The organism is Stenotrophomonas sp. P2112, from assembly GCF_041897515.1.
Classification (GTDB): domain Bacteria; phylum Pseudomonadota; class Gammaproteobacteria; order Xanthomonadales; family Xanthomonadaceae; genus Stenotrophomonas; species Stenotrophomonas sepilia.
This window is the reverse complement of record NZ_CP169216.1, coordinates 1,954,476-1,975,642: the sequence shown is the minus strand read 5'-3', so window position 1 is coordinate 1,975,642 and position 21,167 is coordinate 1,954,476. Positions and strand designations below refer to the sequence as shown.

The window sequence follows — 21,167 nt, the reverse complement described above, 5'->3', positions numbered from 1 at the left end:
GGGGTGAGCGGGGCCTGAAAACGGCCTGACCGCACTCATGCGGCCAGCACCGCCATCGACAGCAGCTGCGCGCCACTGCCGCCGGAACTGCAGGTCCAGACCCGCAACAGGCGCAGCTTCAGTTCGCGCTCCAAGCCCTGCCGCCACACCGACATCCGCACGTCGCTGGACAGCAACGCCAGACGGCCACACAGCAGCGTTTCCACCGCGTGCAGCTGCAGGCTTCGTACCTGCAGGTCTCCGGCCAACCAATCACCCAGCCACGGCAGATCGAGCATGCGGCCACCGTGGCCGTCCATCAGGAACAGGGCCGGCGATACCAGCGCGTTCAACGCATCGTGATTGTTCTCCAGCAGCGCTGCGCACAGGCGCTGTTCCAGCGCCAGCAACTGCTGCTCATGCAGATCTTCAACGATGTTCCGTTCCATCCACGGTTCCTCCCGGCATCGGCCGGCGCCTGCGCAGGCGCTGCGCGATCCACTGCCGCGCGCCCTGCACCACTACATAGAAGACCGGCACGAAGAACACCGCCAGCACGGTCGCACTGACCATGCCGCCGAACACACCGGTTCCAATCGCCTGCTGGGTTTCCTTCGACGCGCCCTGCGCCAGCATCAGCGGCACAACGCCCAGCGCGAACGCCAGCGAGGTCATCACGATCGGGCGCAGGCGCAGCCGCGCCGCCTCCAGCGCTGCTTCAACCAGACCGCGCCCCTGCTGCTGCAGCTGGCGCGCGAATTCGACGATGAGGATCGCGTTCTTCGCCGACAGCCCGATCACGGTGATCATGCCGACCTTGAAGAACACGTCGTTGGGCATGCCGCGCAACAGCACCGCGGCGACCGCGCCAAGCAGGCCCAGTGGCACCACCAGCAGCACCGCCAACGGAATCGACCAGCTCTCGTACAGCGCGGCAAGCACCAGGAACACCACCAGCATCGACAACAACAGCAGCCACGGCGCCTGCGCCCCCGACTCACGCTCCTGCAGCGACTGGCTGGTCCACTGCAGGGCGAAGCCGGACGGCAGTTTTGCGGCCAACCGCTCCATCTCCGCCATGGCTTGGCCGGTGGACACGCCAGAGGCCGGGGCGCCGGACAGGTTCAGCGCGGGGAAACCAAGATAGCGTTGCAGCTGCAACGGCGCTTCGGTCCAGTGCGGGGTGACCAGCTCGGACAACGCCACCATGCCGCCCTCGCTGTTGCGCACGTACAGCTTCAGCACGTCTTCCAGCTCCATCCGGTGCGGCGCATCGGCCTGCAGGATCACCTGCTGCAGCCGTCCCTTGTTGGGGAAGTCGTTGACGTACTGCGAGCCCATGGCTGCCGACAGCGTGCTGCTGATCTGCTCGAAGCCCACGCCCATTGCCTCGGCCTTGGCCCGGTCGATGTCCAGCCGCACGCTGGTGCCGGCCGGCAGGCCATCGGCATGCACCTCCGACAGCAGCGGGCTGGCTTCGGCCAGCTTCAGCAGCTGCTGCAGGGCCGCGCGCAGTTCGGCCTGGCCCTGCCCGGTGCGCGCCTGCAGCGCCAGCGAGAAGCCGGACGAACGTCCCAGGCTGTCGATGGCCGGCGGCATCACGCTCATCACCTCGCCCTCGGCAATCGTGGCCATCGCCTGCTGCGCGGCCTCCACCTCACCGGCCGCGGTTGCGCCTGCGCGCTCACCCCAGTCCTTCAGCATGGTGTAGGTCAGCGCCGCACTCGGGCCGGAACCGGAAAAGCTGTAGCCGAGGATCGACTGGTTGGAGCCGATGCCCGGACGCGAGGCCACGTGCCGTTCGTAGGCTTCGACCACGGCCAGCGTACGCTCGGCCGTCGCCTCGGCCGGCAGCTGGATCGAGGTCATGAAATAGCCCTGGTCTTCTTCCGGCAGGAATGCGCCCGGCAGCCAGTGCAGGCCCAGCAGCAACGCCGCCACCAGTGCGGCGAACACGCCCATCACCCGCCCGCTCCGCTGCAGCACCGTCGCCACACCACGCTGGTAACGCCCGGTCATCCGCTCGAAGCCTTGGTTGAAGGCGCCGAACAGCCCGCCGCGACCGTGATGGCCGTGGTTGGCCTGGCGCAGCAGGGTCGCGCACAGCGCCGGCGTCAGGCTCAGGGCCAGCAGCGCCGAGAACAGGATCGACACCGCCATCGCCACGGTGAACTGACGGTAGATCGCGCCCACCGAACCGCTGGCGAACGCCATCGGGATGAACACCGCGGTCAGCACCAGGGTAATGCCGATCACTGCGCCGGTCAGTTCACGCATCGCCTTGATGGTGGCCTCGCGCGGCGGCAGGCCCTCCTCGGCCATGATCCGCTCCACGCCCTCGACCACCACGATCGCGTCGTCGACGATGATGCCGATGGCCAGCACCATGCCGAACATGGTCAGCACGTTGATCGAGAAGCCCAGCGCCAGCATCACCGCGAACGTACCCAGCAGCGCGATCGGTGCGACCAGCGCCGGGATCAGCGTGTAACGCCAGTTCTGCAGGAACAGGTACATCACCGCGAACACCAGCAGCATCGCCTCCAGCAGGGTCTGCACCACCTTCTGGATCGATATCTCCACGAACGGCGCGGTGTCGAACGGGATGCTCGCTTCCACCCCGCGCGGCAGCAGCGGCGCCAGCTCAGCCATGCGCTCACGCACCGCCGCAGCGGTACGCACCGCGTTCGCGCCCGGGCGCAGCTGCACGCCGGTGGCGGTGGCTGGATGGCCGTCCTCGCGGGTGCCCCAGGCATAGCTCTGCGCGCCCAGCTCGACGCGGGCGACATCACCCAGCACCACCCGTGAACCGTCGGCGCCGGCACGCAGTACGATCGCCGCGAACTGTTCCGGCGTGGACAACTGGCCGTCGGCACTGAGCGGCACGGTGATGCGCTGGCCTGGAACACCCGGCGAATCACCAATGCGTCCTGGCGAAATCTCCAGGTTCTGCTGCTCGATCGCGGTTGCCACATCGCCCATGGTCAGGCCGTAGCCGGTCAACCGGGTCGGGTCCAGCCACACGCGCATCGCCTGCTCGGCACCGAACAACTGCACGCGGCCGACGCCATCGATACGGCGCAGCTCTTCGATGATGTTGCGCGCCATGAAATCGCCCAGCGCCGCCTCGCTGACGCTGGCATCGGGCGAACGCAGGCCGACCAGCATCAGGAAGCCGGAATCAGCGGCCTCCACGAACAGCCCGTTCTGGCGCACGCTGCGCGGCAGCCGCGGTTCGATCGCCTTGATCCGGTTCTGCACGTCCACCTGCGCCAGCTCCGGATTGGTGCCGGGCTTGAAGGTGGCAGTGATCGACGCTTCGCCGGACGCGTCCACCGACGACTCGAAGTACAGCAGGTGCTTGACGCTGGACAGCTCGCGCTCGATCAGGCCAACCACGGCATCATTCAGCGTCTGCGGGCTGGCACCCGGGTAGCTGGCATAGATGCTGACGCTGGGCGGGGCGACTGCTGGATAGCGCTCCACCGCCAGCCGCGGGATCGCCAGCACGCCGGCCAGGATGATGAAGATCGCCAGCACCCAGGCGAACACCGGGCGATCGATGAAGAAACGTGCCATGTTGGATTTCCCTGGAGGGACCGGCCCCGGAAGGGCTCAGCCCTTGCTGCCGGCCTGCACTGCACCGGCGCTGGCGACCGGCATCTGCCAGTCGCGCGCATCGACCACCACGCCTTCCTGCAGGCGCTCCTGGCCCTCGACCACCACCTTCTCGCCGGCCTTCAGGCCCGTGCGCACCAGCCACTGGCGATCGACACTGCCGTCCACTTCCAGCGTGCGGATCACCGCCTTGCCGTCGGCGCCGATCACCCAGGCATAGGCCTGGCCACCGGCGCTGCGCAGCACCGCCTGCTGTGGCACGGTCAATGCACTGGCCGGCGCGCCACGTGGCACCCTCGCGCGCACGTACATGCCGGGCAGCAGCTGTCGCTGCGGGTTGTCGACCAGGATGCGCAGGATGACATCACCGGTTCGCGCATCGACATTGATGCCGGAGAACAGCAGTTGGCCGCGTTCGGGCAGTGGCTTGCCGCTGGCACCGATGATCGTCACCGGCAGCTCGCCGCCACCGGCGGCACTGCGCTGCAGAGACTCCAGCTGCGCCGCCGGTTGGCGCACATCGACGTAGACCTGGTCGATCTGCTGCACCACTGCCATCGGCTCGGCATCGGCCACGCCCACCAGTGCGCCTTCGGTCACCAGCGCCTGGTCGATGCGGCCGGCAATCGGCGCGCTGACCGTGGCATAGCGCAGGTCAAGCTGGCGACGGGCCAGGATCGCGCGCGCTTCGTTCACCGCGGCACGGGCCTGTTCGTACTCGGCACTGGCATCGTCGCGATGCTGTTGGCTGACCGCCTGTGCGGCGGCCAGCGCATGCAGGCGCTGCGACTGCACGCGGCTGCGGCCCAGCGCCGCTTCGCTGCGCTGAAGGGCTGCCAGTGCCGAATCAACATCTGCACGGAACGCCGCCGGATCGATCTGGAACAGGGCCTGGCCGGCGCTCACTTCTGCGCCTTGGTCGAACAGGCGGCGCTGCACGATGCCGCCCACCTGGGCACGGATCTGTGCGGTGCGCACGGCAGCCACGCGGCCGGGCAGTTCGTCATCGCGCTGTACCACCTGCGGGCCGACGGTGACCACGCTGACACGCGGTGCGGCTTCGGGAGTGGCTTCGGGGGTTGAGCAGGCCGTCATGGCCAGGGCGAGGGCCGCGATCAACGCGACCGGAGTCCTGAAGGTTCTCATTGCTGTGCACAATGCCGCGCAGGCGGCGGATAGGTTCTGAAGCGCGCAGTGTGCGTGGCAATGATGGGGTTTCGATGGAGGAACTGTGGAGATACGATGGAGGCAAGCACCTTACGGCCCCGCCCCTGCATGCATGCCTCCCCCGCCCTCGCCGCCCTGGTCCTGATCGTCGAGGATGAGGCCGAGATCGCCGATATTCTCAGCGCCTACCTGGAACGCGAAGGACTGCGCACGCTGCGCGCGGCCGATGGCCATAGCGCACTGGACCTGCATCGCAGCGCCCGCCCCGACCTGGTCCTGCTCGATGTACAGCTGCCACGCCTGGATGGCTGGAGCGTGCTGACCCAGCTGCGCCAGCGTGGTGAGACGCCGGTGATCATGCTGACCGCGCTGGACCAGGACCTGGACAAGCTGACCGCGCTGCGCATGGGTGCCGACGACTACGTGGTCAAGCCGTTCAACCCGGCCGAGGTGGCGGCGCGCGTGCGCGCGGTGCTGCGGCGTACGCTGCGCGCCTCGCGCGTGGACGCGCCCACTGCGCTGCGCGTCGGCCCGCTGCTGATCGACTCGGCCACCCACGCCGTGCACGTGGAGGGCGAAGGCTATAGTCACGAAGTGCTGCTCACGCTCACCGAGTTCAAGCTGCTGCACTGCATGGCGCTGGCACCGACCCGCATCTTCAGCCGCAGCGAGCTGATGCACGAATGCCTGCCGGAAAGCGAAGCGCTGGAGCGCACTGTCGACAGCCATGTCAGCAAGCTGCGCCGCAAGCTGGACGAAGTGGGCATGGTCAATGTTCCGGCCAGTGTGCGCGGCGTCGGCTACCGGTTGATGGCTGACCGCTGATGGCCCGACTGCGCCGTTCCGGGCTCAGCCGCCACATCATCGTCTCGATGTCGCTGATGGTGATCGGCGTCATCGTGATGATGATCCTGTCGTCGTGGCTGCTGTACGCGGTGCTGGTCGAGTTCTTCCCCGGAAGTACCGAAGAGCCGGAAAGTTGGCTGCCGACCGGGCCGGAGCTTGCATGGATGGTGGGCGTGATCCTGACCGGCCTGGCGCTGGCCATCGCCGCCTCGTTCCGCCTCGCCCACCGCATCCTGTCGCCGTTGAATTCGCTGGTGGACAGCGTGCGTGCGCTCGCCAGCGGTGACCTTGGGGCGCGCGCCAACGTCGAGGAGAATTCGCCGGGCGAAGTGGCAACCCTGGTTGAGGACTTCAATGCGATGGCGCGCCGCCTGCAGCACATGGAGAGCGAGCGCGCGATGTGGCATGCGGCCATCGCACATGAGCTGCGTACTCCGGTGACGATCCTGCGCGGCCGCCTGCAGGGACTGGCCGAGGGCGTGTTCCAGCCGGACGAGTCGCAGTTCCGCAGCCTGCTCGCCCAGGTCGAAGGGCTGTCGCGACTGATTGAAGATCTGCGCGTGCTGAGCCTGTCCGACAATGCGCGGCTGGACGTGCGTCGCGCACGCACCGACGTGGTGGCCGAGGTGCATTCGGTGATGACGCTGGTCGACCCGCAGTTCCGCGCTGCGGGCTTCGTGCTGGAACTGGAAACCAGCCGCGAGGAACACAACGCGCACTGTGATCCCACGCGCCTGCGCCAGGCGCTGCTGGCGCTGCTGGAGAACGCGCGTCGCTATGCCAGCCCAGGCAAGGTGCGCATCGCCGTGCATGACACGCCGGGCCATGTGCAGGTGGCCATCGAGGATGAAGGCCCGGGGATCGATCCCGGACTGCATGCCGACATCTTCACTCCGTTCATGCGCGCCGACGGCTCACGTTCGCGCCAGGGCGGTGGCAGCGGGCTTGGCCTGGCGGTGGTCAAGGCCATCGCCGATGCACATGGTGGCCGTGCCTGCTGCACGCCCGGCAGCTGCGGCGGCAGCCGTTTCGTCATCGAACTGCCGCGCCAGTAGCCGGACCAGCGGCCTGCGTGCGCAGGTGTGCTCCCAGCGCGGCCAGATTGGCGTCGATCGCATCCATTTCCTCACGCTGCTGCGCCGGCAACTGCTGGCGAAGCTGCACACGCAATGCCTGCCATGCCGGTACCGCCTGCGCACTGGCAGTGGCCACGGCCGCAGACAGCAGTACCTGCTCGTCGCCCAGCGGCAACCCATAGCCGCCGTCCTGCAGCAGCGTCCCCGGGCGCAACCACTGCCCACTCTGCGCCAGCAGGCCGCGCAGGCTGCGGGTTTCCGCGCTGTCCGCAGCAGCCAGCAGCTGCCGCTTGAGCACATCGCGTGCCCGCAGCTCGGCACGCCGCTGTGCGGCCTGTTCCAGCAACAGCAGGCCGGCACTGGCGCGCAGGTCGCCCTTCAGCAGCCACGGTGCCCGTTGTTCCGCCGGCAGCTTCAACCAGCCGCGCACATCGCGGGCAGGCAGGCTCAGCTGGGTCGCCGCCACTGTGAACAACTGCTGGTAGTGGTCGCGCGCGGAAGCGAAGTAATACCCCTGTGCCTGCGCGGCGTTGCGGTCCGTGAGTACCCGCTCGTCGAGCATGCCCAGCCGCGCCAGCCGGCGCTTGAGACCACGCGGACTCAGCTGGGCCAGCCCGGCCTCGCCCAGCCGCGGCACTCCGGCCTGCAGCAGCTTGGCGGTCTCCACCGCACAGTTGTTGCTGACGAAGTAATAGCGCCCGTCATAGCTCCAGTGCACCTGGGCGGTGCGCTCGAGCAGGCTGGCGATCTCATCGCGCTGCAGCCGCAATGGCAGCGACTGCAGGCCGCGCAGTTCGACCTTGGTGTACTCGTCCACCACCTGCTGCAGCGGCAGCACGAACAGCCGCGACGGGTAGCCGCCGGTCAAGCCGCGCCAGTTGGATATCTGTACGTCGCCCACGAACGCGCGGAAGGACAGCACGCGATGGTATTCAAGATCCAGCCGGCAGTCCGGTCCCGGCGCGCGCCCGGGCCTGCAGATCACCAATCGCAGCATGCTGTGGCCCCAGCGGCTCATCGGCTGCGCGCTGCCTTCGGCGAACAGGTAATCCACGGCGTAGACACGCGCGGGGTCGAGCTGCAGCAGCGATGCCGCCCCCTCTTCCGATTCGGCCTGCAGCAAGGGCAACGCGGTCGCGCAGTGCGACTGCGGCAGCGATGGCGGGGTTCCGAAATGGGCCTGGTACCACCGCGCCAGTGCCGGGCGCCGGCAGGCGAACTCGCTGTCGAGCACGAAATGCTCGGCGTTCACTGCCAGGTACTCGGCCGGGTCCTTCAGTTCATACGCATCGGGGCTGCGGTCACGGAAGTCGTTGTCGCCACGGCCGAGATGCCAGGGCTTGCGCTGCCAACCCGCGAGGTCACGCCATCGCATGCTCTGCGACCAGTTCGCACCGCCACGGTCGGCGACGTGCGTCAGTTCGTGTACCAGCGCGCTGCGGCGTGCGCGCCGGGCGCCCGGCGCACTGTCGCCCAGCAGACTCCGGCGCAACGCGATACGGCCAGCGAAGGTGCGGCCATGCACATCGACCGGCAGGTCATCCGTCCAGCGCACCCGTACCTGCGCCGGCAACGCAGCCAGCAGGCCGTCCGGCAATAGTGACTGCACGTCGGCCAGGGTCTGGCTGGCGAGCCGCTGCTGCGCCGGATCGAGACCGGACGGATCAAGCTGCAGGCGATCAGCTGCAGACGCGACGTGGGCGGTCAGCAGTAGAGCCACGCCAAGCGTGGCGGCGTTCCGTGCAGATGTCATGGAATTGCCGGCCAGCGGCCGGCACTACCCGAAGGCCGGATCAACGCGCCAGCAGTGTGCGGGCCAGTTCCAGGTCGCTCTGCTGCTGCGCGGCGGCGCTCTGCTCACGCAGGTGGGCCAGTGCGGCCTGCAGGCGGGCGCCACGGATCTGGCCGTCGCTGGCAACGAACGCAGCGGCATCGTCGCGCGCGGCCAGCACCACCTTGTCGTCACCCGAGCTGCTGCCCGAGGAGCCGGAGGAAGCACCGGTGGCAGAACCGGCCGAGGTGCCGGCGAAGCTGGAAGCAAAGCCGGCCAGCGGCAGGGACAGCAGGGCGAGCAGCAGAAGCGGACGGGTCATCGGTTCGAAGCCGGTTGTGAGGATGGGTGGAGCGTAACGGGTGCGTGAAGGATTTGCCCGGCTCAGGCGTCAAACAGCTTGCCGGGATTCAGCCGCGCTTGGGGATCGAACGCGCGTTTGACCGCCTTCATCAGCGCGATTTCGGCCGGGCCGCGGGTGCTGTCCAGGTAGCCCTTCTTGACCAGGCCGATGCCATGCTCGGCCGAGATGCTGCCATCGAAACGCGCCAGCACCTGCGCCAGCAGCTTGGTGACGTGCTCGCACTGCGCCACGAAATCGGCGTCACTGGTGTCGTCGGGCTTGATCACGTTGATATGCAGGTTGCCGTCGCCGATGTGGCCGAACCAGACCACGTCGAAGTGCGGGTAGGCTTGCCCGATCAGCGCCTGGGTCTCGGCCAGGAACGCCGGCATCGCCGAGATCCGTACCGAGACGTCGTTCTTGTAGGGTTTGTAGCGCGCCAGCGATTCGGTGATGCCTTCGCGCAGGCGCCACAGCTGGGCGGCCTGGGCGTCGCTGGCACTGATCACCCCGTCGCTGACCCAGCCGTTGCCCATGCAGTCCTCGAAGGCCGCCATCGCCGCCGCTTCCTTCGCTTCGTCGTTGGCGGCGAACTCGGTGACCACGTAGTACGGGTGCACCTCGTCGAACGGCGCCTGCGCGCCGTGCGCCAGCACATGTTCCAGCGCGCGGTCGGTGAAGAACTCGAAGGCCTGCAGTTGCAGGCGCGCGCGGAACGCGGCGAACACCTGCATCAGCACTTCGAAGCTGGGTACTGCCAGCAGCATCACGTTGCTGGCCGGCGGCGGGTCAGTCAGCTTAACGGTGGCTTCGACGATCACGCCCAGCGTGCCCTCCGAACCGATCAACAGCTGGCGGAAGTCATAGCCGCTGGAGTTCTTGATCAGGCCCTTGTTGAGCTCGAGCAGTTCGCCACTGGCGGTGACCACCTTCAGCCCGGCGATCCACTCGCGGGTGTTGCCGTAGCGGATCACGCGGATGCCGCCGGCATTGGTGGCAATGTTGCCGCCGATCGTGCACGAGCCGCGCGCGGCGAAATCCACCGGGTAGATCAGGCCGTGGTCCAGCGCGGCGTTGTGCACGGCCTCCAGCGGCATGCCGGCCTGCACCACCAGGGTGCGATCGACCGCGTCGTAGTCCAGCGCCCTGTTCATCCTCTCCAGGCTGAGCACCAGCTCGCCGTTGGCCGCCACCGCGCCACCCGAGAGGCCGGTGCGGCCGCCCGACGGCACCACCGCCACGCCCTCGGCGGCACTCCAGCGCATCACCGCCTGTACCTCCTCGACCGTGGCCGGCAGTGCGATCGCCAGCGGCGCCGGCGTCCAGCGCCGGGTCCAGTCGCGCCCGTAATGCTCCAGGTCGGCCGGGTCGGTCTTCAGCTTCAGGCCGGGACAGGCCTGCTGCAGCGAGGCAATGCGGGAATCGGTCATGACGGTCCAGCGCGGGGCGTGAAGAACGGGCAAGCGTGCCAGCGGCACGCGCCAGCGTCCAGCCCTGCAGACAGGCAGATAGCTACGGATGCAACCAATTGCGCACTGCACCATGAGCGCCGTGATCTGGCATAGTGGTTGGCCCCTGTCCCACTGGCCGTGTTGCCCCATGTCGCCGAAGAAGACCTCGTTCCCGAAGCAGGATATCCGCGTGCTGTTGCTGGAGGGGGTCAGCCAGACCGCCGTGGAGGTGTTCAGCGCCGCCGGCTACAGCCAGATCGAGGCACACACCAAGGCGCTGCCCGAGGACGAATTGAAGGCGCGCATCGCCGAGGCACATATTGTCGGCATCCGTTCGCGCACCCAGCTCAGCGCCGAGGTGCTGGCCGAGGCGAAGCGCCTGATCGCAGTGGGCTGCTTCTGCATCGGCACCAACCAGGTCGACCTGGATGCGGCCGAACTGGCCGGCATTCCGGTGTTCAATGCGCCCTATTCCAATACCCGCAGCGTGGCCGAGCTGGTGATCGCCGAGGCGATCATGCTGACCCGCGGCATCCCGCAGAAGAACGCCGAATGCCATCGCGGCGGCTGGTCGAAGTCGGCCAGCGGCAGCCATGAAGTGCGTGGCAAGACGCTGGGCATCATCGGTTATGGCCACATCGGCACCCAGGTCGGCGTGCTGGCCGAATCGCTGGGCATGCAGGTGATCTTCCACGACGTGGAAACCAAGCTGGCGCTGGGCAATGCGCGTGCCGCGGCCAGCCTGGACGACCTGCTGGCGCGCGCCGACATCGTCACCCTGCACGTGCCGGAGACGCCGGCCACGCAGTGGATGATCGGCAGCACCGAGCTGGCGAAGATGCGCAAGGGTGCGCACCTGATCAACGCCGCGCGCGGCACCGTGGTCGACATCGATGCGCTGGATGCTGCGCTGGCCTGCGGCCACGTCGGCGGTGCCGCGCTGGACGTGTTCCCGGTCGAACCGAAGGGCAACGGCGATATCTTCGAGTCGCCGCTGACCCGCCACGACAACGTGATCCTGACCCCGCACGTCGGCGGCAGCACGCTGGAAGCGCAGGACAACATCGGCGTGGAAGTGGCAGCCAAGCTGGTGCGCTACAGCGACAACGGCAGCACCCTGTCGGCGGTCAACTTCCCGGAAGTGACCCTGCCCGAACACGAAGACAGCCTGCGCCTGCTGCACATCCACCAGAACGTGCCGGGCGTACTGTCCAAGGTCAACGAGATCTTCTCGCGCCACAACGTCAACATCGACGGCCAGTTCCTGCGTACCGACCCGAAGGTGGGCTACGTGGTGATCGACATCACCGCCAGCGAGGCACAGGCCGCCGCCGTGCGCGACGAGCTGGCCGCGATTCCGGGCACGCTGCGGACGCGCATTCTGTATTGAGCAAGGCGTCGCCGGGCATACCCCGGCGGAGTGCTTCCGGCATCGCGCCATCCACGCATGGCGTGGATCTACTGGCGTTTCGCGCGATCCCGCAGTAGATCCACGCCATGCGTGGATGGAACACCTCAGAACCTTACGGCGTGGAGGTTCTTGTAAAAGTCCCAATGGATCAGAACCCTGTCTTCCATCGACAGGAACAGCGTATCGACGAAATCCAGCTCCTCGGAATGAACCAGCCAGTCCTGCAGGCGGCTGCCCAGCGAAGGTACCGCCCCATCCACCTGGACAACCGTCAACGCAGCCTCGCTTGGCAAGCCAACAGCATCTGCAATGTCGCTCAACTCCTGCGCCAGCCGCTCCCGCCCCACCCCGGGGACCTCCAGGCGTGATGGCACGCGCTCCCAGTCGATGGATGTGATGACTGGCAATGCAGCCTTGATCATCGCAAGGGCAGCATCCTGCTTCGCCTCGCCACACGCATGAGCCGCAACAAACGCGGCACAGCCGTCCGAGAGCATCAACGTGCCAGCCAGCGGCGCGCCATGCGCTGCATGGATTCATCCGATTCGGGGTCGGCCGCGACTTCGGTCACCTGCCGCCAGGCCAGGTCGAGCGATTCCTCGCTGAGCACGAAGGCCTCGCCACCCAGCGCCCGGATCACGAAACGCACGTCGTAGTGCCAGTGCCCCGGCACGTCCTTGCGCTCCGGAATCCAATGCTTGTCCAGATCGAAGATGGCCGGGTCTTCCAGTACCAGGCCGCTCAGCCCGGACTCCTCCTCGGCTTCCTTCAGCGCCACCTGCGCCAGATCACGGTCGCCGTCGGCGTGACCGCCCAGCTGCAGCCAGCGCTGCAGCTTTCGGTGATGGGTGAGCAGCAGGCGCTGGCCGTCGGCACTGACCAGCCAGCAGCTGGCGGTGAAATGCCCGGCCAGCCGTTCGCGACGGAACGGATCTTCTGGATCGTCCAGCAATGTGCCGAATTCGGCAGCCAGTGCGTCGTGGGCGGGCTCGCGGCGGGCATAGTCCCGCAACAGACCGCGCAGGCGATCATCAAGCACGGCAAGGGTTTCGGCGATCTGGCGCATGAATGGGGGCGGTTCGGAAAAATACTGCTCATTATCGCCGTTCATTGTTGCGATTGCGCTTGTGCGTTGGCTTCAGCTTTGGCTAAGGTACAGCGGGCCGTTCGCACGGCCTTCACCATTCAAGGTTGCCGGCAACGTATCGGCGGCCCACCCCATCCGATCATTAGGAAGTACTGCATGCTGAAAGCTCTGTTGAGGGTCAAGCCGGTCCAGCCGGCCGGGCACGTCGATGCCGGCGAACCCATCGAAGGCAGCCTGGACGGCGAAGCCACGTTGAAACGGACCCTCACGGCTAAACACCTCATCCTGCTGGGCGTGGGTGCGGTGATCGGCGCTGGTATCTTCGTGCTGACCGGCCAGGCCGCGGCCAACCACGCCGGCCCGGCGGTGATGCTGTCCTTCGTGCTGGCCGGTTTCGCCTGTGCCCTGGCGGGCCTGTGCTACGCCGAGTTCGCGGCGATGATGCCGGTCTCCGGCAGTGCCTACTCCTACTCCTACGCCACCCTCGGCGAGGGCATGGCCTGGTTCATCGGCTGGTGCCTGGTGCTGGAGTACCTGTTCGCCTCGGCGTCGGTCGCGGTGGGTTGGTCGGCCTACCTGATCAGCTTCATCACCACCACGCTGCACATGCCCTTCCCGGACCTGCTCAGCGCCGCGCCCATCGCCTGGACCGGCAGCGAGTTCGTCTCTTCCGGCAAGCTGTTCAACCTGCCGGCGGTGCTGATCGTGGCGGCGGTGTCCGGCCTGCTGTACGTGGGCGTGACCCAGTCGGCGTTCGTCAACGCCATCATCGTGGCGATCAAGGTCACCGTCATCTGCCTGTTCATCGGCATCGGCGCGGCCCACATCGATCCGGCCAACTGGCAGCCCTTCATTCCGGAAAACACCGGCGTGCCGGGTGAGTTCGGCTGGAGCGGCATCTTCCGCGCCGCCACCATCGTGTTCTTCGCCTACATCGGCTTCGACGCGGTCTCCACCGCCGCCGGCGAAACCAAGGATCCCCAGCGCAACATGCCGATCGGCCTGCTCGGCTCGCTGGCCGTGTGCACCATCGTCTACATCATCGTCTGCGCGGTGCTGACCGGCATGATGCCGTACCACCTGCTGGGCACCGACAAGCCGGTGGCCACCGCGCTGGAGCCCTACCCGACCCTGTCCTGGCTGAAGACCCTGGTCGAGATCGGCGCCATCGCCGGCCTGTCCTCGGTGGTGCTGGTGATGATGATGGGCCAGACCCGCATCGCCTACACCATTTCCCGCGACGGCCTGCTGCCGAAGTTCTTCGGCAAGGTCCACGCTCGTTTCCGCACCCCCTATTGGGCCACGATCGTGGTCGGCGTGATCGCCGCCGCACTGGCCGGCCTGGTGCCGCTGAACGTGCTGGGCGAACTGGTGTCGATGGGCACCCTGTTGGCTTTCGCCACGGTCTGCATCGGCGTGCTGGTGCTGCGCTATACCAAGCCGGAGATCCACCGCCCGTTCCGCGTGCCGGCGGTGTGGATCATCTGCCCGCTTGGCGCTGCGGCCTGCCTGTTCCTGTTCTGGCAGGCGTTCGTGGTGCACTGGCACCTGTTCGTCGGCTGGACCGTGCTGGGCATGCTGATCTATCTCGGCTATGGCATGCGCAACAGCAAGCTGGCCAAGTCACCCTGATCCGCCTACGGGCCGGCCCTGTGCCGGCCCGTCCGTTTTCCCCGCGCGCCAGACACGGCGCGCTTCGACAAGACCACCAGACATGTTCAAGCAACTGTGGGCCACCAAGCACCCGCATGCCGCCCATGAAGACGCCAACGGCCTGAGCCTGCGCCGCCACCTCGGCCCCTGGGGCCTGACCGCCCTCGGCATCGGTGCCGTGATCGGCGGCGGCATCTTCGTCATCACCGGCCAGGCCGCCGCCAATCACGCCGGCCCCGCGATCATGCTGTCGTTCGTGCTGGCCGCCATCTGCTGCGCCTTCTGCGCGCTGGCCTACGCCGAGTTCGCCTCGATGGTGCCGGTTTCCGGCAGCGCCTATACCTATACCTACGCCACCTTCGGCGAACTGTCGGCCTGGTTCATCGGCTGGATGCTGGTGCTTGAGTACGGCGTCTCTGCGTCGGCGGTGGCGGTCAGCTGGACCGGCTATTTCCTCAGCCTGCTCAGCCAGTTCGACATCCATCTACCGGCGGCGCTGGTCAGTGCGCCACTCGATGCACAGCTGCGCCCCACCGGCGCGATCGCCAACCTGCCGGCCGCTGCGCTGGTACTGCTGCTGACCTGGCTGTGCTACGTCGGCATCAGCAAGTCATCGGCAATGAACATGGCGATGGTCGTGCTCAAGACCGGCCTGATCCTGCTGGTCATCGTGGTCGGCTGGAAGTACGTGGACACCAGCAACTGGACGCCGTTCATCCCAGCCAATGAAGGCCCCGGCAAGTACGGCATGGAAGGCGTGCTGCGTGGCGCGGCGATGGTGTTCTTCGCCTACATCGGCTTCGAGGCGGTGTCGGTGGCGGCGCAGGAATCGAAGAATCCGCAGCGCGACATGCCGATCGGCATGATGCTGTCGCTGGTGGTCTGCACCGTGCTCTACATCGCGATGGCGGCGGTGATGACCGGCCTGGTGCCGTTCCAGCTGCTGGGCACCGACGAACCGGTGGTGACCGCGGTGGCCGCGCATCCGCAGCTGGGTTGGCTGCGCTGGGTGGTCGAGGTCGGCGCGCTGGTCGGCCTGTCCTCGGTGGTACTGGTGATGATCATCGGCCAGCCGCGCATCTTCATGATCATGGGGCGCGACGGCCTGCTGCCGCCGGTGTTCACCAGGATCCACCCGAAGTACCGCACCCCGCACATCAACACGGTGATCACCGGCATCGGCATCGCGCTGCTGGCGGCGCTGTTCCCACTGGACATCCTTGGCGAGCTGACCTCGATGGGCACGCTGATCGCGTTCGCGGCGGTGTGTGCCGGCGTGCTGATCCTGCGCCGCACCCAGCCGGACCTGCCGCGCCCGTTCCGCATGCCGATGGCCTGGCTGATCTGCAGCCTGGGCGTGCTGAGTTGCGTTGCCCTGCTGTCGGCGATGACGATGCACAACTGGATGCTGATGGGCGTCTGGACCTTCGTCGGTTTCGTGATCTATTTCTGCTACGGCTTCAGGCACAGCCGGCTGCGTGTGAAGTAGGGTTTTTTGCATTGCAGGGCCTGCGGCCCTGCACCCGCTGGAGCAACGTCAACAGCAACAGCTGGACTGAGGGTTTGGCGAGGAGGGGGGAGATTGCGGGGGACGCTGCAAGTACATCCCTGTAAGCTCGGTCGCCGCATCCATGCGGCTCACGCCCCCGCAACCTCCCCCCTCCCCGCCTCCGACAGTCTCCTGGCACGTCCGGTAGATCCACGCCATGCGTGGATGAATTGCGTCTGAGAGATGAATTCTCTCCGGTCGATGAATTCCCTGTAGAGCCGAGCCATGCTCGGCTCCGAGCAAGCGCAGCGCCGCGACCCGCTTTTCGCTTTTCCTTCTTCACTCCGTGGCCGGCCGTACACCGGAACCTGTCAGAGGCGGGGCGGGTGGGCCGTGTAGGGGCGCTGGCGCCATGGATGGCGCCATCGAGCTTACAGGGACGTACTTGCAGCGTCCCCTGCACGGCCCACCTGCCCCGCCCCGCCCATGAACCGCTCTATACGACCCGCCACGAGGGGCTCAGCCGTTGGCCGAATCCAGTAAAATCGTCGGCATGAACGCCCCCACCTTCCCCTACGACACCGCGCGCCTGAGCGAACTGGCCCAGCTGCTGATCGACAACGTCCGCGAACTGGCCCATGCCGGCTGGACCCCGGCCACCAGCAGCAACTTCTCCCACCGCCTGGACGATCGCCACGCGGCGATCACGGTGTCCGGCAAGGACAAGGGCCGCCTGATCGAGGACGACATCATGGTGGTGGACTTCGACGGCCAGGCCGTCGGCCGTCCGCTGCGCCCGTCCGCCGAGACCCTGCTGCACACCCAGTTGTACCGCCGCTTCCCGGAGGTCGGCTGCGTGCTGCATACGCACTCTCCGGTGCAGACCATCGCCTCGCGCCTGTACGCGCCGCAGGGTCATATCCGCCTGGAAGGCTACGAGCTGTTGAAGGCCTTCGCCGGCAACAGTACCCACGAAATGGCCATCGATGTGCCGGTGTTCGCCAACACCCAGGACATGAACGTGCTGTCGAAGCAGGTCGATGACCTGCTCGACCGGCAGAACCTGTGGGGCTATCTGATCGATGGCCACGGCCTGTACGCCTGGGGCCGCGACATGGCCGAGGCACGCCGCCACCTGGAAGCGTTCGAGTTCCTGTTCCACTGCGAACTGGAGCTGCGCAGGCTGCGCGGCTGAACCGGCGCGCAGGTGCAGATGCCGATCCGGAATCTGCGCCCTACACCCACCCTGCTACCCTGTCTTCCCCCCGAGACGTTCAAGCTGCCGCCATGAGCCGACTGCGCATCTACGACGACACCCGCCCCGATTCGCCGCTGCTGGACACCCAGGACGGCGCGGTCATCACTGCCGAGCTGCAGAAGATCGGCGTCACCTTCGAGCGCTGGCAGGCCACCGCGCCCGTCGCACCGGGCGCCAGCCAGGAGGAAGTATTCGCCGCCTACCGCGCTGACATCGACCGCCTGGTCGCCGAGCGCGGCTTCAAGAGCGTGGACGTAGCCTCGATCGCCCCGGACAACCCGAATCGCGCCGAGCTGCGCAAGAAGTTCCTCGACGAGCACTTCCACAAGGAAGACGAAGTGCGCTTCTTCGTTGCTGGCTCGGGCCTGTTCACCCTGCACGTGGGTGACAAGGTCTATGAGATCGAATGCGTGAAGGACGACCTGATCGCCGTGCCCGATGGCACCACCCACTGGTTCGACATGGGCGAGGAACCCAGCTTCGTGGCGATCCGCTTCTTCACCGAGCCGGACGGCTGGGTCGGCCATTTCACCGGCACCGACATCGCGCAGAAGTTCCCTCGTTACGTACCCACCCAGGCGTCCTGATCCATGCAAGCCCGCGTCATCCTGACCGACATCGAAGGCACCACCAGCAGCATCTCGTTCGTCAAGAACGTGCTGTTCCCCTATGCGCGCAAGGCGTTGCCCGCGTTTGTCGCCGAGCATGGCCAGCAGCCTGAAGTCCGCCGCTGGCTGGACGCGGTGGCTACCGAGATCGGCGGTGCCTGCAAGGACAATCTGGTAGCCGAGACGCTGCAGGGCTGGATCGACCAGGACCGCAAGCACACCGCCCTGAAGGCGCTGCAGGGGCTGATCTGGGACGAAGGATACCGCCGTGGCGACTACACCGCGCACTTCTACCCGGAAGTGGCGCCGGTGCTGAAGGGCTGGCACGCTTCCGGCCTGCCGCTGTACGTGTACTCCTCCGGTTCGGTGCCGGCGCAGAAGCTGTTCTTCGGGTTCAGCGACGCCGGCGACCTCAGCCCGCTGGTGTCGGGCTGGTTCGATACCGAAGTCGGCGGCAAGCGCGAGGCCGACAGCTACCGCCGCATCGTGCAGGCCATCGGCGTACCGGCCGGCGAGATCCTGTTCCTGTCCGATGTGGTGGAAGAACTGGATGCCGCCCGCGAAGCCGGGTTGCAGACCCGCCTGATCGATCGCCTGGATGATTACCCGATGCCGCGTACCGGCCAGGCCGCCAACGGCCACGAACGAGTCGAGAATTTCCAGCAGATCCAGCTGTAAGCAAAATGGTAGGTGCCAACCTTGGTTGGCATGCTGCTGGTGTGCCAACCAAGGTTGGCACCTACCAAAGCGGGAAACCCCTCAACGGTCGTTGAGGGTCTTCACCTTCAGCGCTTCGCGCAGGGTAACCAGATCCACCGGGCCGCGCACCGCGATATCACGTGTTTCGCCCGGCAGCAGGTCCAGCAGGTTGTCTTCGACCTGCACATCCAGCGCGCCGAAGTCGATCCACGCCGCGCGCACGTACGCCGCGCTTTCCAGCCGCAGACGATAGTGGTCCCCTTCGATGGACAACGTGGCCTTGGGTTTCTGCCGCGGCAACAGCTGGTCCTTGGCCTCAACGAAACCGACCACCTGCCGCGCGCTCACGTCGCCTTGCTGCAGCAACTCGAACACCGCCACCGTACGCGTCGGGTCGGCACCGGCCAGCAGCTCTGCATCGCTGAAATCGCCCATCGAGGTGACACCCGCCGCCACCAACGTCACCGTTTCCTCGCGACGACGCAGCACCTTCCCCTCCACGTCCATCACCCGCAGACGCCAGCGCGCTTCCAGTGAGGCGCCATCATTGATCAGGCGCACCCGCGTGCTGCCCTCGTCGCGCAGCGCTGCCACCGTCACTGGCGCGAAGAAACGCCGCGCGGCGAAGTGCAGCGCCTTCCAGCGGCCGAAATAGTCCACGCTGGACCACGAGGCGCCGGGCCAGACATCGTTGAGCTGCCAGTACAGCGAACCCATCGTGTATGGCCGCGAGGCGCGATGATGCAGCGCCGCCAGTGCGATGCCATCGGCCTGCATCACTTGGCTGAGATAGACGAAGTCCTCGAAGTCCTTCGGCGTGCCGTAACCCAGTTCGATGTAGTGCAGCAGGCGGCTGTTGCCCTCGCCGGCCATGAATTTCTGGTGCGCGCGGATCACCGGGCTGTCGATGCGCTGTTCGGCGCGGGTGGCGATCTGGTCCACCGTCGCCACCGACGGCCACGCCTGCAGCCCGTACTCGGACATGAAGCGCGGCGTCTCACGCAGGTAGGCCTGCACCGGCAGCGCCGGATTGCCCCAGACCTGCCAGTAGTGCTTGTCGCCACGCGTTGAATCGTTGGCGTTCTCGTCAAGGTCGTTGCTGGGCGAGCTGGACCAGTACGGCACGCCCAGCCCCTCCTCGCCCACAACCTGGCGCAGGTCGTTGCCGAACAGGTCGACGTAGCCCTGCCAGACCTTCGCCGCAAATGCCGGGTCGGCCGCCTTCAGGTCGCGGCCGTGGCCCCAGTCCTTCCAGGCGGTTTCTTCCTCGTTGTTGCCACACCACAGCACGATGCTGGGGTGATGGCGCAGACGACGTACGTTGTCGCGTGCTTCGGCCACCACGTTGGCACGAAACGCCGGATCGTAGCCCGGCTGCATGCCGCCGCCGAACATGAAGTCCTGCCACACCAGCAGGCCCAGTTCGTCGGCGATGTCGAAGAACGCGTCCTCCTCGTAGTAGCCGCCGCCCCAGTTGCGCAGCATGTTCATGTTGGCGTCGCGCGCGGCCGTCAGCACCTGGCGCAGGCGTGCGGTATCGACGCGCGCGGGGAAGGCATCGAACGGAATGACGTTGGCGCCCTTGGCGAAGATCTCCACGCCGTTGATGACGAAGGCAAAGCCCTGCCCGCCCTTGCGGTCTTCCTCGCGGCGCAGTTCGACCGTGCGCAGGCCGATGCGCTGTTCGCGCGCCAGCTCCGGCGTGCCACCTTGGTCCAGGCGGGCCTGCACCATGTAGCGGTCCTGCGCACCGTGGCCGGCTGGCCACCAGCGCCGCGGATCGGCCAGTTCAACCGGAACCTCGATGCTGTTCTGGCCGGGCTTCAGCAGCACCGTGCGCTGCACCTGGGCCACGTTGCGGCCCTGCGGATCGCGCACATCCACAGTCACCACGGCCGAGCCCGCCGCCGCGCCCTGCTCCACCTGCAGCAGCACGGCCAGCTTCGCCTGCTCCGCGCTCAATGCATCCGTGCGCACCGCAAGATCGGTCAGGCGGTACGCGTCCCAAGCCTGCAGATCGATTCCGCGCCAGACGCCGGCGGTGACATAGCGCGGACCCCAGTCCCAGCCGAAGTGGTAGGCCGGCTTGCGCGCGAAGTTGCCGACCATCGCGTCCTTCGGCTCATCGCCATACGGCGACGGGTAGTTGCCAGCGATCTTGTGCGGCATTGCCCGCACGCCCGGCAGCAGGGTGCGGATCGGCGAACGGAACACGATCTGCAGTTCATTGTCCCTGGCCCGCAGGCGCCCATTCACGCGCGCGCGCCAGGTCCGGTGCGCGTTGTCCGCGCGCAGCAGCGGCTTGCCGTTGAGGCTGACGTCGGCGTAGGTATCCAGACCGTCGAAGCGCAGCTCGGCATTGGGCTTGGCCAGCGTCGCCGCATCCACGTCGAAGCGGGCGCGGTACTCCCAGGCGGCCAGGCCGATCCATTGCAGTTCGGCCTCTGGTGCGCCGACATACGGATCACGGATCAGTTCGTGAGCCAGCAGGTCGGTGTGCACGCTGCCCGGCACCGTCGCCGCCCGCCATTGCTGCAGACCTGGATGAGCGGCGCCCTGCGCGTCGCCGGGCAGCATACGGAACTCCCACTGTGCCTGCAGCGGCGTGGCAGCGACCGGGAAGGCGGACGCCGCGATCAGCAGCAGGAGCAGGCGGACAACGAGGGGAAGGCGATGCACGGGATGCTCCTGTCTTTCCGCCGGGCATGGTC

The 21,167-nt window shown here is 67.1% G+C and carries 17 protein-coding genes; 8 read left to right on the top strand and 9 right to left on the bottom strand.

Translation table 11 applies throughout. From position 1 onward, the window contains the following. Window positions 1-35 precede the first annotated feature (35 nt). Genes ACEPA4_RS09200 through ACEPA4_RS09190 form a run of 3 tightly spaced genes read right to left on the bottom strand, consistent with a single transcriptional unit; the run spans window position 36 to window position 4,743 of the window. Window positions 36-428: a nuclear transport factor 2 family protein gene (locus tag ACEPA4_RS09200; RefSeq protein WP_065184948.1), complete on the bottom strand. Its 393-nt coding sequence runs from the start codon at window positions 426-428 to the stop codon at window positions 36-38. Then, window positions 409-3,558, bottom strand: coding sequence for a multidrug efflux RND transporter permease subunit (locus ACEPA4_RS09195; RefSeq protein WP_164093553.1), 3,150 nt, complete (start codon window positions 3,556-3,558; stop codon window positions 409-411). The genes ACEPA4_RS09200 and ACEPA4_RS09195 overlap by 20 nt, the downstream gene beginning before the upstream one ends. A gap of 36 nt (window positions 3,559-3,594) precedes the next feature. Then, complete coding sequence (locus ACEPA4_RS09190) at window positions 3,595-4,743, bottom strand: efflux RND transporter periplasmic adaptor subunit (protein ID WP_065196766.1); 1,149 nt, start codon at window positions 4,741-4,743, stop codon at window positions 3,595-3,597. A gap of 129 nt (window positions 4,744-4,872) precedes the next feature. On the opposite strand from ACEPA4_RS09190, the gene ACEPA4_RS09185 reads away from it, so the two are divergent. Continuing rightward, window positions 4,873-5,589: a response regulator gene (locus ACEPA4_RS09185; protein ID WP_005416361.1), complete on the top strand. Its 717-nt coding sequence runs from the start codon at window positions 4,873-4,875 to the stop codon at window positions 5,587-5,589. Then, a complete protein-coding gene (locus ACEPA4_RS09180) occupies window positions 5,589-6,665 on the top strand; it encodes an ATP-binding protein (protein WP_065177603.1) in 1,077 nt (358 codons plus the stop codon). The genes ACEPA4_RS09185 and ACEPA4_RS09180 overlap by 1 nt, the downstream gene beginning before the upstream one ends. Here the strand turns inward: ACEPA4_RS09180 and ACEPA4_RS09175 are convergent. From ACEPA4_RS09175 to ACEPA4_RS09165, 3 genes are all read right to left on the bottom strand, one after another. Then, complete coding sequence (locus ACEPA4_RS09175; RefSeq protein WP_164092852.1) at window positions 6,643-8,439, bottom strand: DUF4105 domain-containing protein; 1,797 nt, start codon at window positions 8,437-8,439, stop codon at window positions 6,643-6,645. The two genes, ACEPA4_RS09180 and ACEPA4_RS09175, sit on opposite strands and share 23 nt — an antisense overlap. Window positions 8,440-8,479: 40 nt before the next feature. Then, a complete protein-coding gene (locus ACEPA4_RS09170; protein WP_065196996.1) occupies window positions 8,480-8,779 on the bottom strand; it encodes a DUF2388 domain-containing protein in 300 nt (99 codons plus the stop codon). A gap of 62 nt (window positions 8,780-8,841) precedes the next feature. Beyond that, window positions 8,842-10,230, bottom strand: a complete 1,389-nt coding sequence (locus ACEPA4_RS09165) for an FAD-binding oxidoreductase (protein WP_164092853.1) — start codon at window positions 10,228-10,230, stop codon at window positions 8,842-8,844. 169 nt (window positions 10,231-10,399) lie between these two features. Here ACEPA4_RS09165 and serA point away from each other — a divergent pair, with 169 nt between their 5' ends. Beyond that, window positions 10,400-11,641, top strand: a complete 1,242-nt coding sequence (serA, locus tag ACEPA4_RS09160; RefSeq protein WP_164092854.1) for a phosphoglycerate dehydrogenase — start codon at window positions 10,400-10,402, stop codon at window positions 11,639-11,641. A gap of 125 nt (window positions 11,642-11,766) precedes the next feature. Here serA and ACEPA4_RS09155 read toward each other — a convergent pair whose 3' ends face one another. Both ACEPA4_RS09155 and ACEPA4_RS09150 read right to left on the bottom strand, forming a co-directional pair. After that, a complete protein-coding gene (locus ACEPA4_RS09155; RefSeq protein ID WP_353088777.1) occupies window positions 11,767-12,084 on the bottom strand; it encodes a hypothetical protein in 318 nt (105 codons plus the stop codon). A 74-nt stretch (window positions 12,085-12,158) separates the two neighbouring features. Then, complete coding sequence (locus ACEPA4_RS09150; protein ID WP_081275722.1) at window positions 12,159-12,773, bottom strand: NUDIX hydrolase; 615 nt, start codon at window positions 12,771-12,773, stop codon at window positions 12,159-12,161. A gap of 132 nt (window positions 12,774-12,905) precedes the next feature. On the opposite strand from ACEPA4_RS09150, the gene ACEPA4_RS09145 reads away from it, so the two are divergent. The 5 genes from ACEPA4_RS09145 (at window position 12,906) to mtnC (ending at window position 18,435) form a co-directional block, all read left to right on the top strand. Then, on the top strand, window positions 12,906-14,381 hold the full coding sequence (locus ACEPA4_RS09145) for an amino acid permease (protein ID WP_005416354.1): 1,476 nt from the start codon (window positions 12,906-12,908) through the stop codon (window positions 14,379-14,381). Window positions 14,382-14,463: 82 nt separating this feature from the next. Next, window positions 14,464-15,891 (top strand): amino acid permease, encoded by a 1,428-nt coding sequence (locus ACEPA4_RS09140; protein ID WP_005416353.1) that lies wholly within the window; start codon window positions 14,464-14,466, stop codon window positions 15,889-15,891. 553 nt (window positions 15,892-16,444) lie between these two features. Further along, entirely contained in the window at window positions 16,445-17,086 is a 642-nt protein-coding gene (locus ACEPA4_RS09135) for a methylthioribulose 1-phosphate dehydratase (RefSeq protein ID WP_057497058.1), read from the top strand. A 92-nt stretch (window positions 17,087-17,178) separates the two neighbouring features. Continuing rightward, the gene (locus ACEPA4_RS09130) at window positions 17,179-17,736 is read left to right on the top strand and encodes an acireductone dioxygenase (RefSeq protein ID WP_065177596.1); all 558 of its coding nucleotides are present in this window, start codon (window positions 17,179-17,181) and stop codon (window positions 17,734-17,736) included. 3 nt (window positions 17,737-17,739) lie between these two features. Then, window positions 17,740-18,435 (top strand): acireductone synthase, encoded by a 696-nt coding sequence (gene mtnC, locus ACEPA4_RS09125; protein WP_134955628.1) that lies wholly within the window; start codon window positions 17,740-17,742, stop codon window positions 18,433-18,435. 81 nt (window positions 18,436-18,516) lie between these two features. Here the strand turns inward: mtnC and ACEPA4_RS09120 are convergent, their stop codons facing one another. Continuing rightward, window positions 18,517-21,135: a glycoside hydrolase family 2 protein gene (locus tag ACEPA4_RS09120; RefSeq protein ID WP_262089640.1), complete on the bottom strand. Its 2,619-nt coding sequence runs from the start codon at window positions 21,133-21,135 to the stop codon at window positions 18,517-18,519. Window positions 21,136-21,167 lie beyond the last annotated feature (32 nt).

What these genes read in the sequence shown, in the direction of transcription:
- ACEPA4_RS09200 (WP_065184948.1), bottom strand. Translation starts at nt 428, where the DNA reads ATGGAACGGAACATCGTTGAAGATCTGCATGAGCAGCAGTTGCTGGCG.
- ACEPA4_RS09195 (WP_164093553.1), bottom strand. Translation starts at nt 3,558, where the DNA reads ATGGCACGTTTCTTCATCGATCGCCCGGTGTTCGCCTGGGTGCTGGCG.
- ACEPA4_RS09190 (WP_065196766.1), bottom strand. Translation starts at nt 4,743, where the DNA reads ATGAGAACCTTCAGGACTCCGGTCGCGTTGATCGCGGCCCTCGCCCTG.
- ACEPA4_RS09185 (WP_005416361.1), top strand. Translation starts at nt 4,873, where the DNA reads ATGCATGCCTCCCCCGCCCTCGCCGCCCTGGTCCTGATCGTCGAGGAT.
- ACEPA4_RS09180 (WP_065177603.1), top strand. Translation starts at nt 5,589, where the DNA reads ATGGCCCGACTGCGCCGTTCCGGGCTCAGCCGCCACATCATCGTCTCG.
- ACEPA4_RS09175 (WP_164092852.1), bottom strand. Translation starts at nt 8,439, where the DNA reads ATGACATCTGCACGGAACGCCGCCACGCTTGGCGTGGCTCTACTGCTG.
- ACEPA4_RS09170 (WP_065196996.1), bottom strand. Translation starts at nt 8,779, where the DNA reads ATGACCCGTCCGCTTCTGCTGCTCGCCCTGCTGTCCCTGCCGCTGGCC.
- ACEPA4_RS09165 (WP_164092853.1), bottom strand. Translation starts at nt 10,230, where the DNA reads ATGACCGATTCCCGCATTGCCTCGCTGCAGCAGGCCTGTCCCGGCCTG.
- serA (WP_164092854.1), top strand. Translation starts at nt 10,400, where the DNA reads ATGTCGCCGAAGAAGACCTCGTTCCCGAAGCAGGATATCCGCGTGCTG.
- ACEPA4_RS09155 (WP_353088777.1), bottom strand. Translation starts at nt 12,084, where the DNA reads ATGATCAAGGCTGCATTGCCAGTCATCACATCCATCGACTGGGAGCGC.
- ACEPA4_RS09150 (WP_081275722.1), bottom strand. Translation starts at nt 12,773, where the DNA reads ATGAACGGCGATAATGAGCAGTATTTTTCCGAACCGCCCCCATTCATG.
- ACEPA4_RS09145 (WP_005416354.1), top strand. Translation starts at nt 12,906, where the DNA reads ATGCTGAAAGCTCTGTTGAGGGTCAAGCCGGTCCAGCCGGCCGGGCAC.
- ACEPA4_RS09140 (WP_005416353.1), top strand. Translation starts at nt 14,464, where the DNA reads ATGTTCAAGCAACTGTGGGCCACCAAGCACCCGCATGCCGCCCATGAA.
- ACEPA4_RS09135 (WP_057497058.1), top strand. Translation starts at nt 16,445, where the DNA reads ATGAACGCCCCCACCTTCCCCTACGACACCGCGCGCCTGAGCGAACTG.
- ACEPA4_RS09130 (WP_065177596.1), top strand. Translation starts at nt 17,179, where the DNA reads ATGAGCCGACTGCGCATCTACGACGACACCCGCCCCGATTCGCCGCTG.
- mtnC (WP_134955628.1), top strand. Translation starts at nt 17,740, where the DNA reads ATGCAAGCCCGCGTCATCCTGACCGACATCGAAGGCACCACCAGCAGC.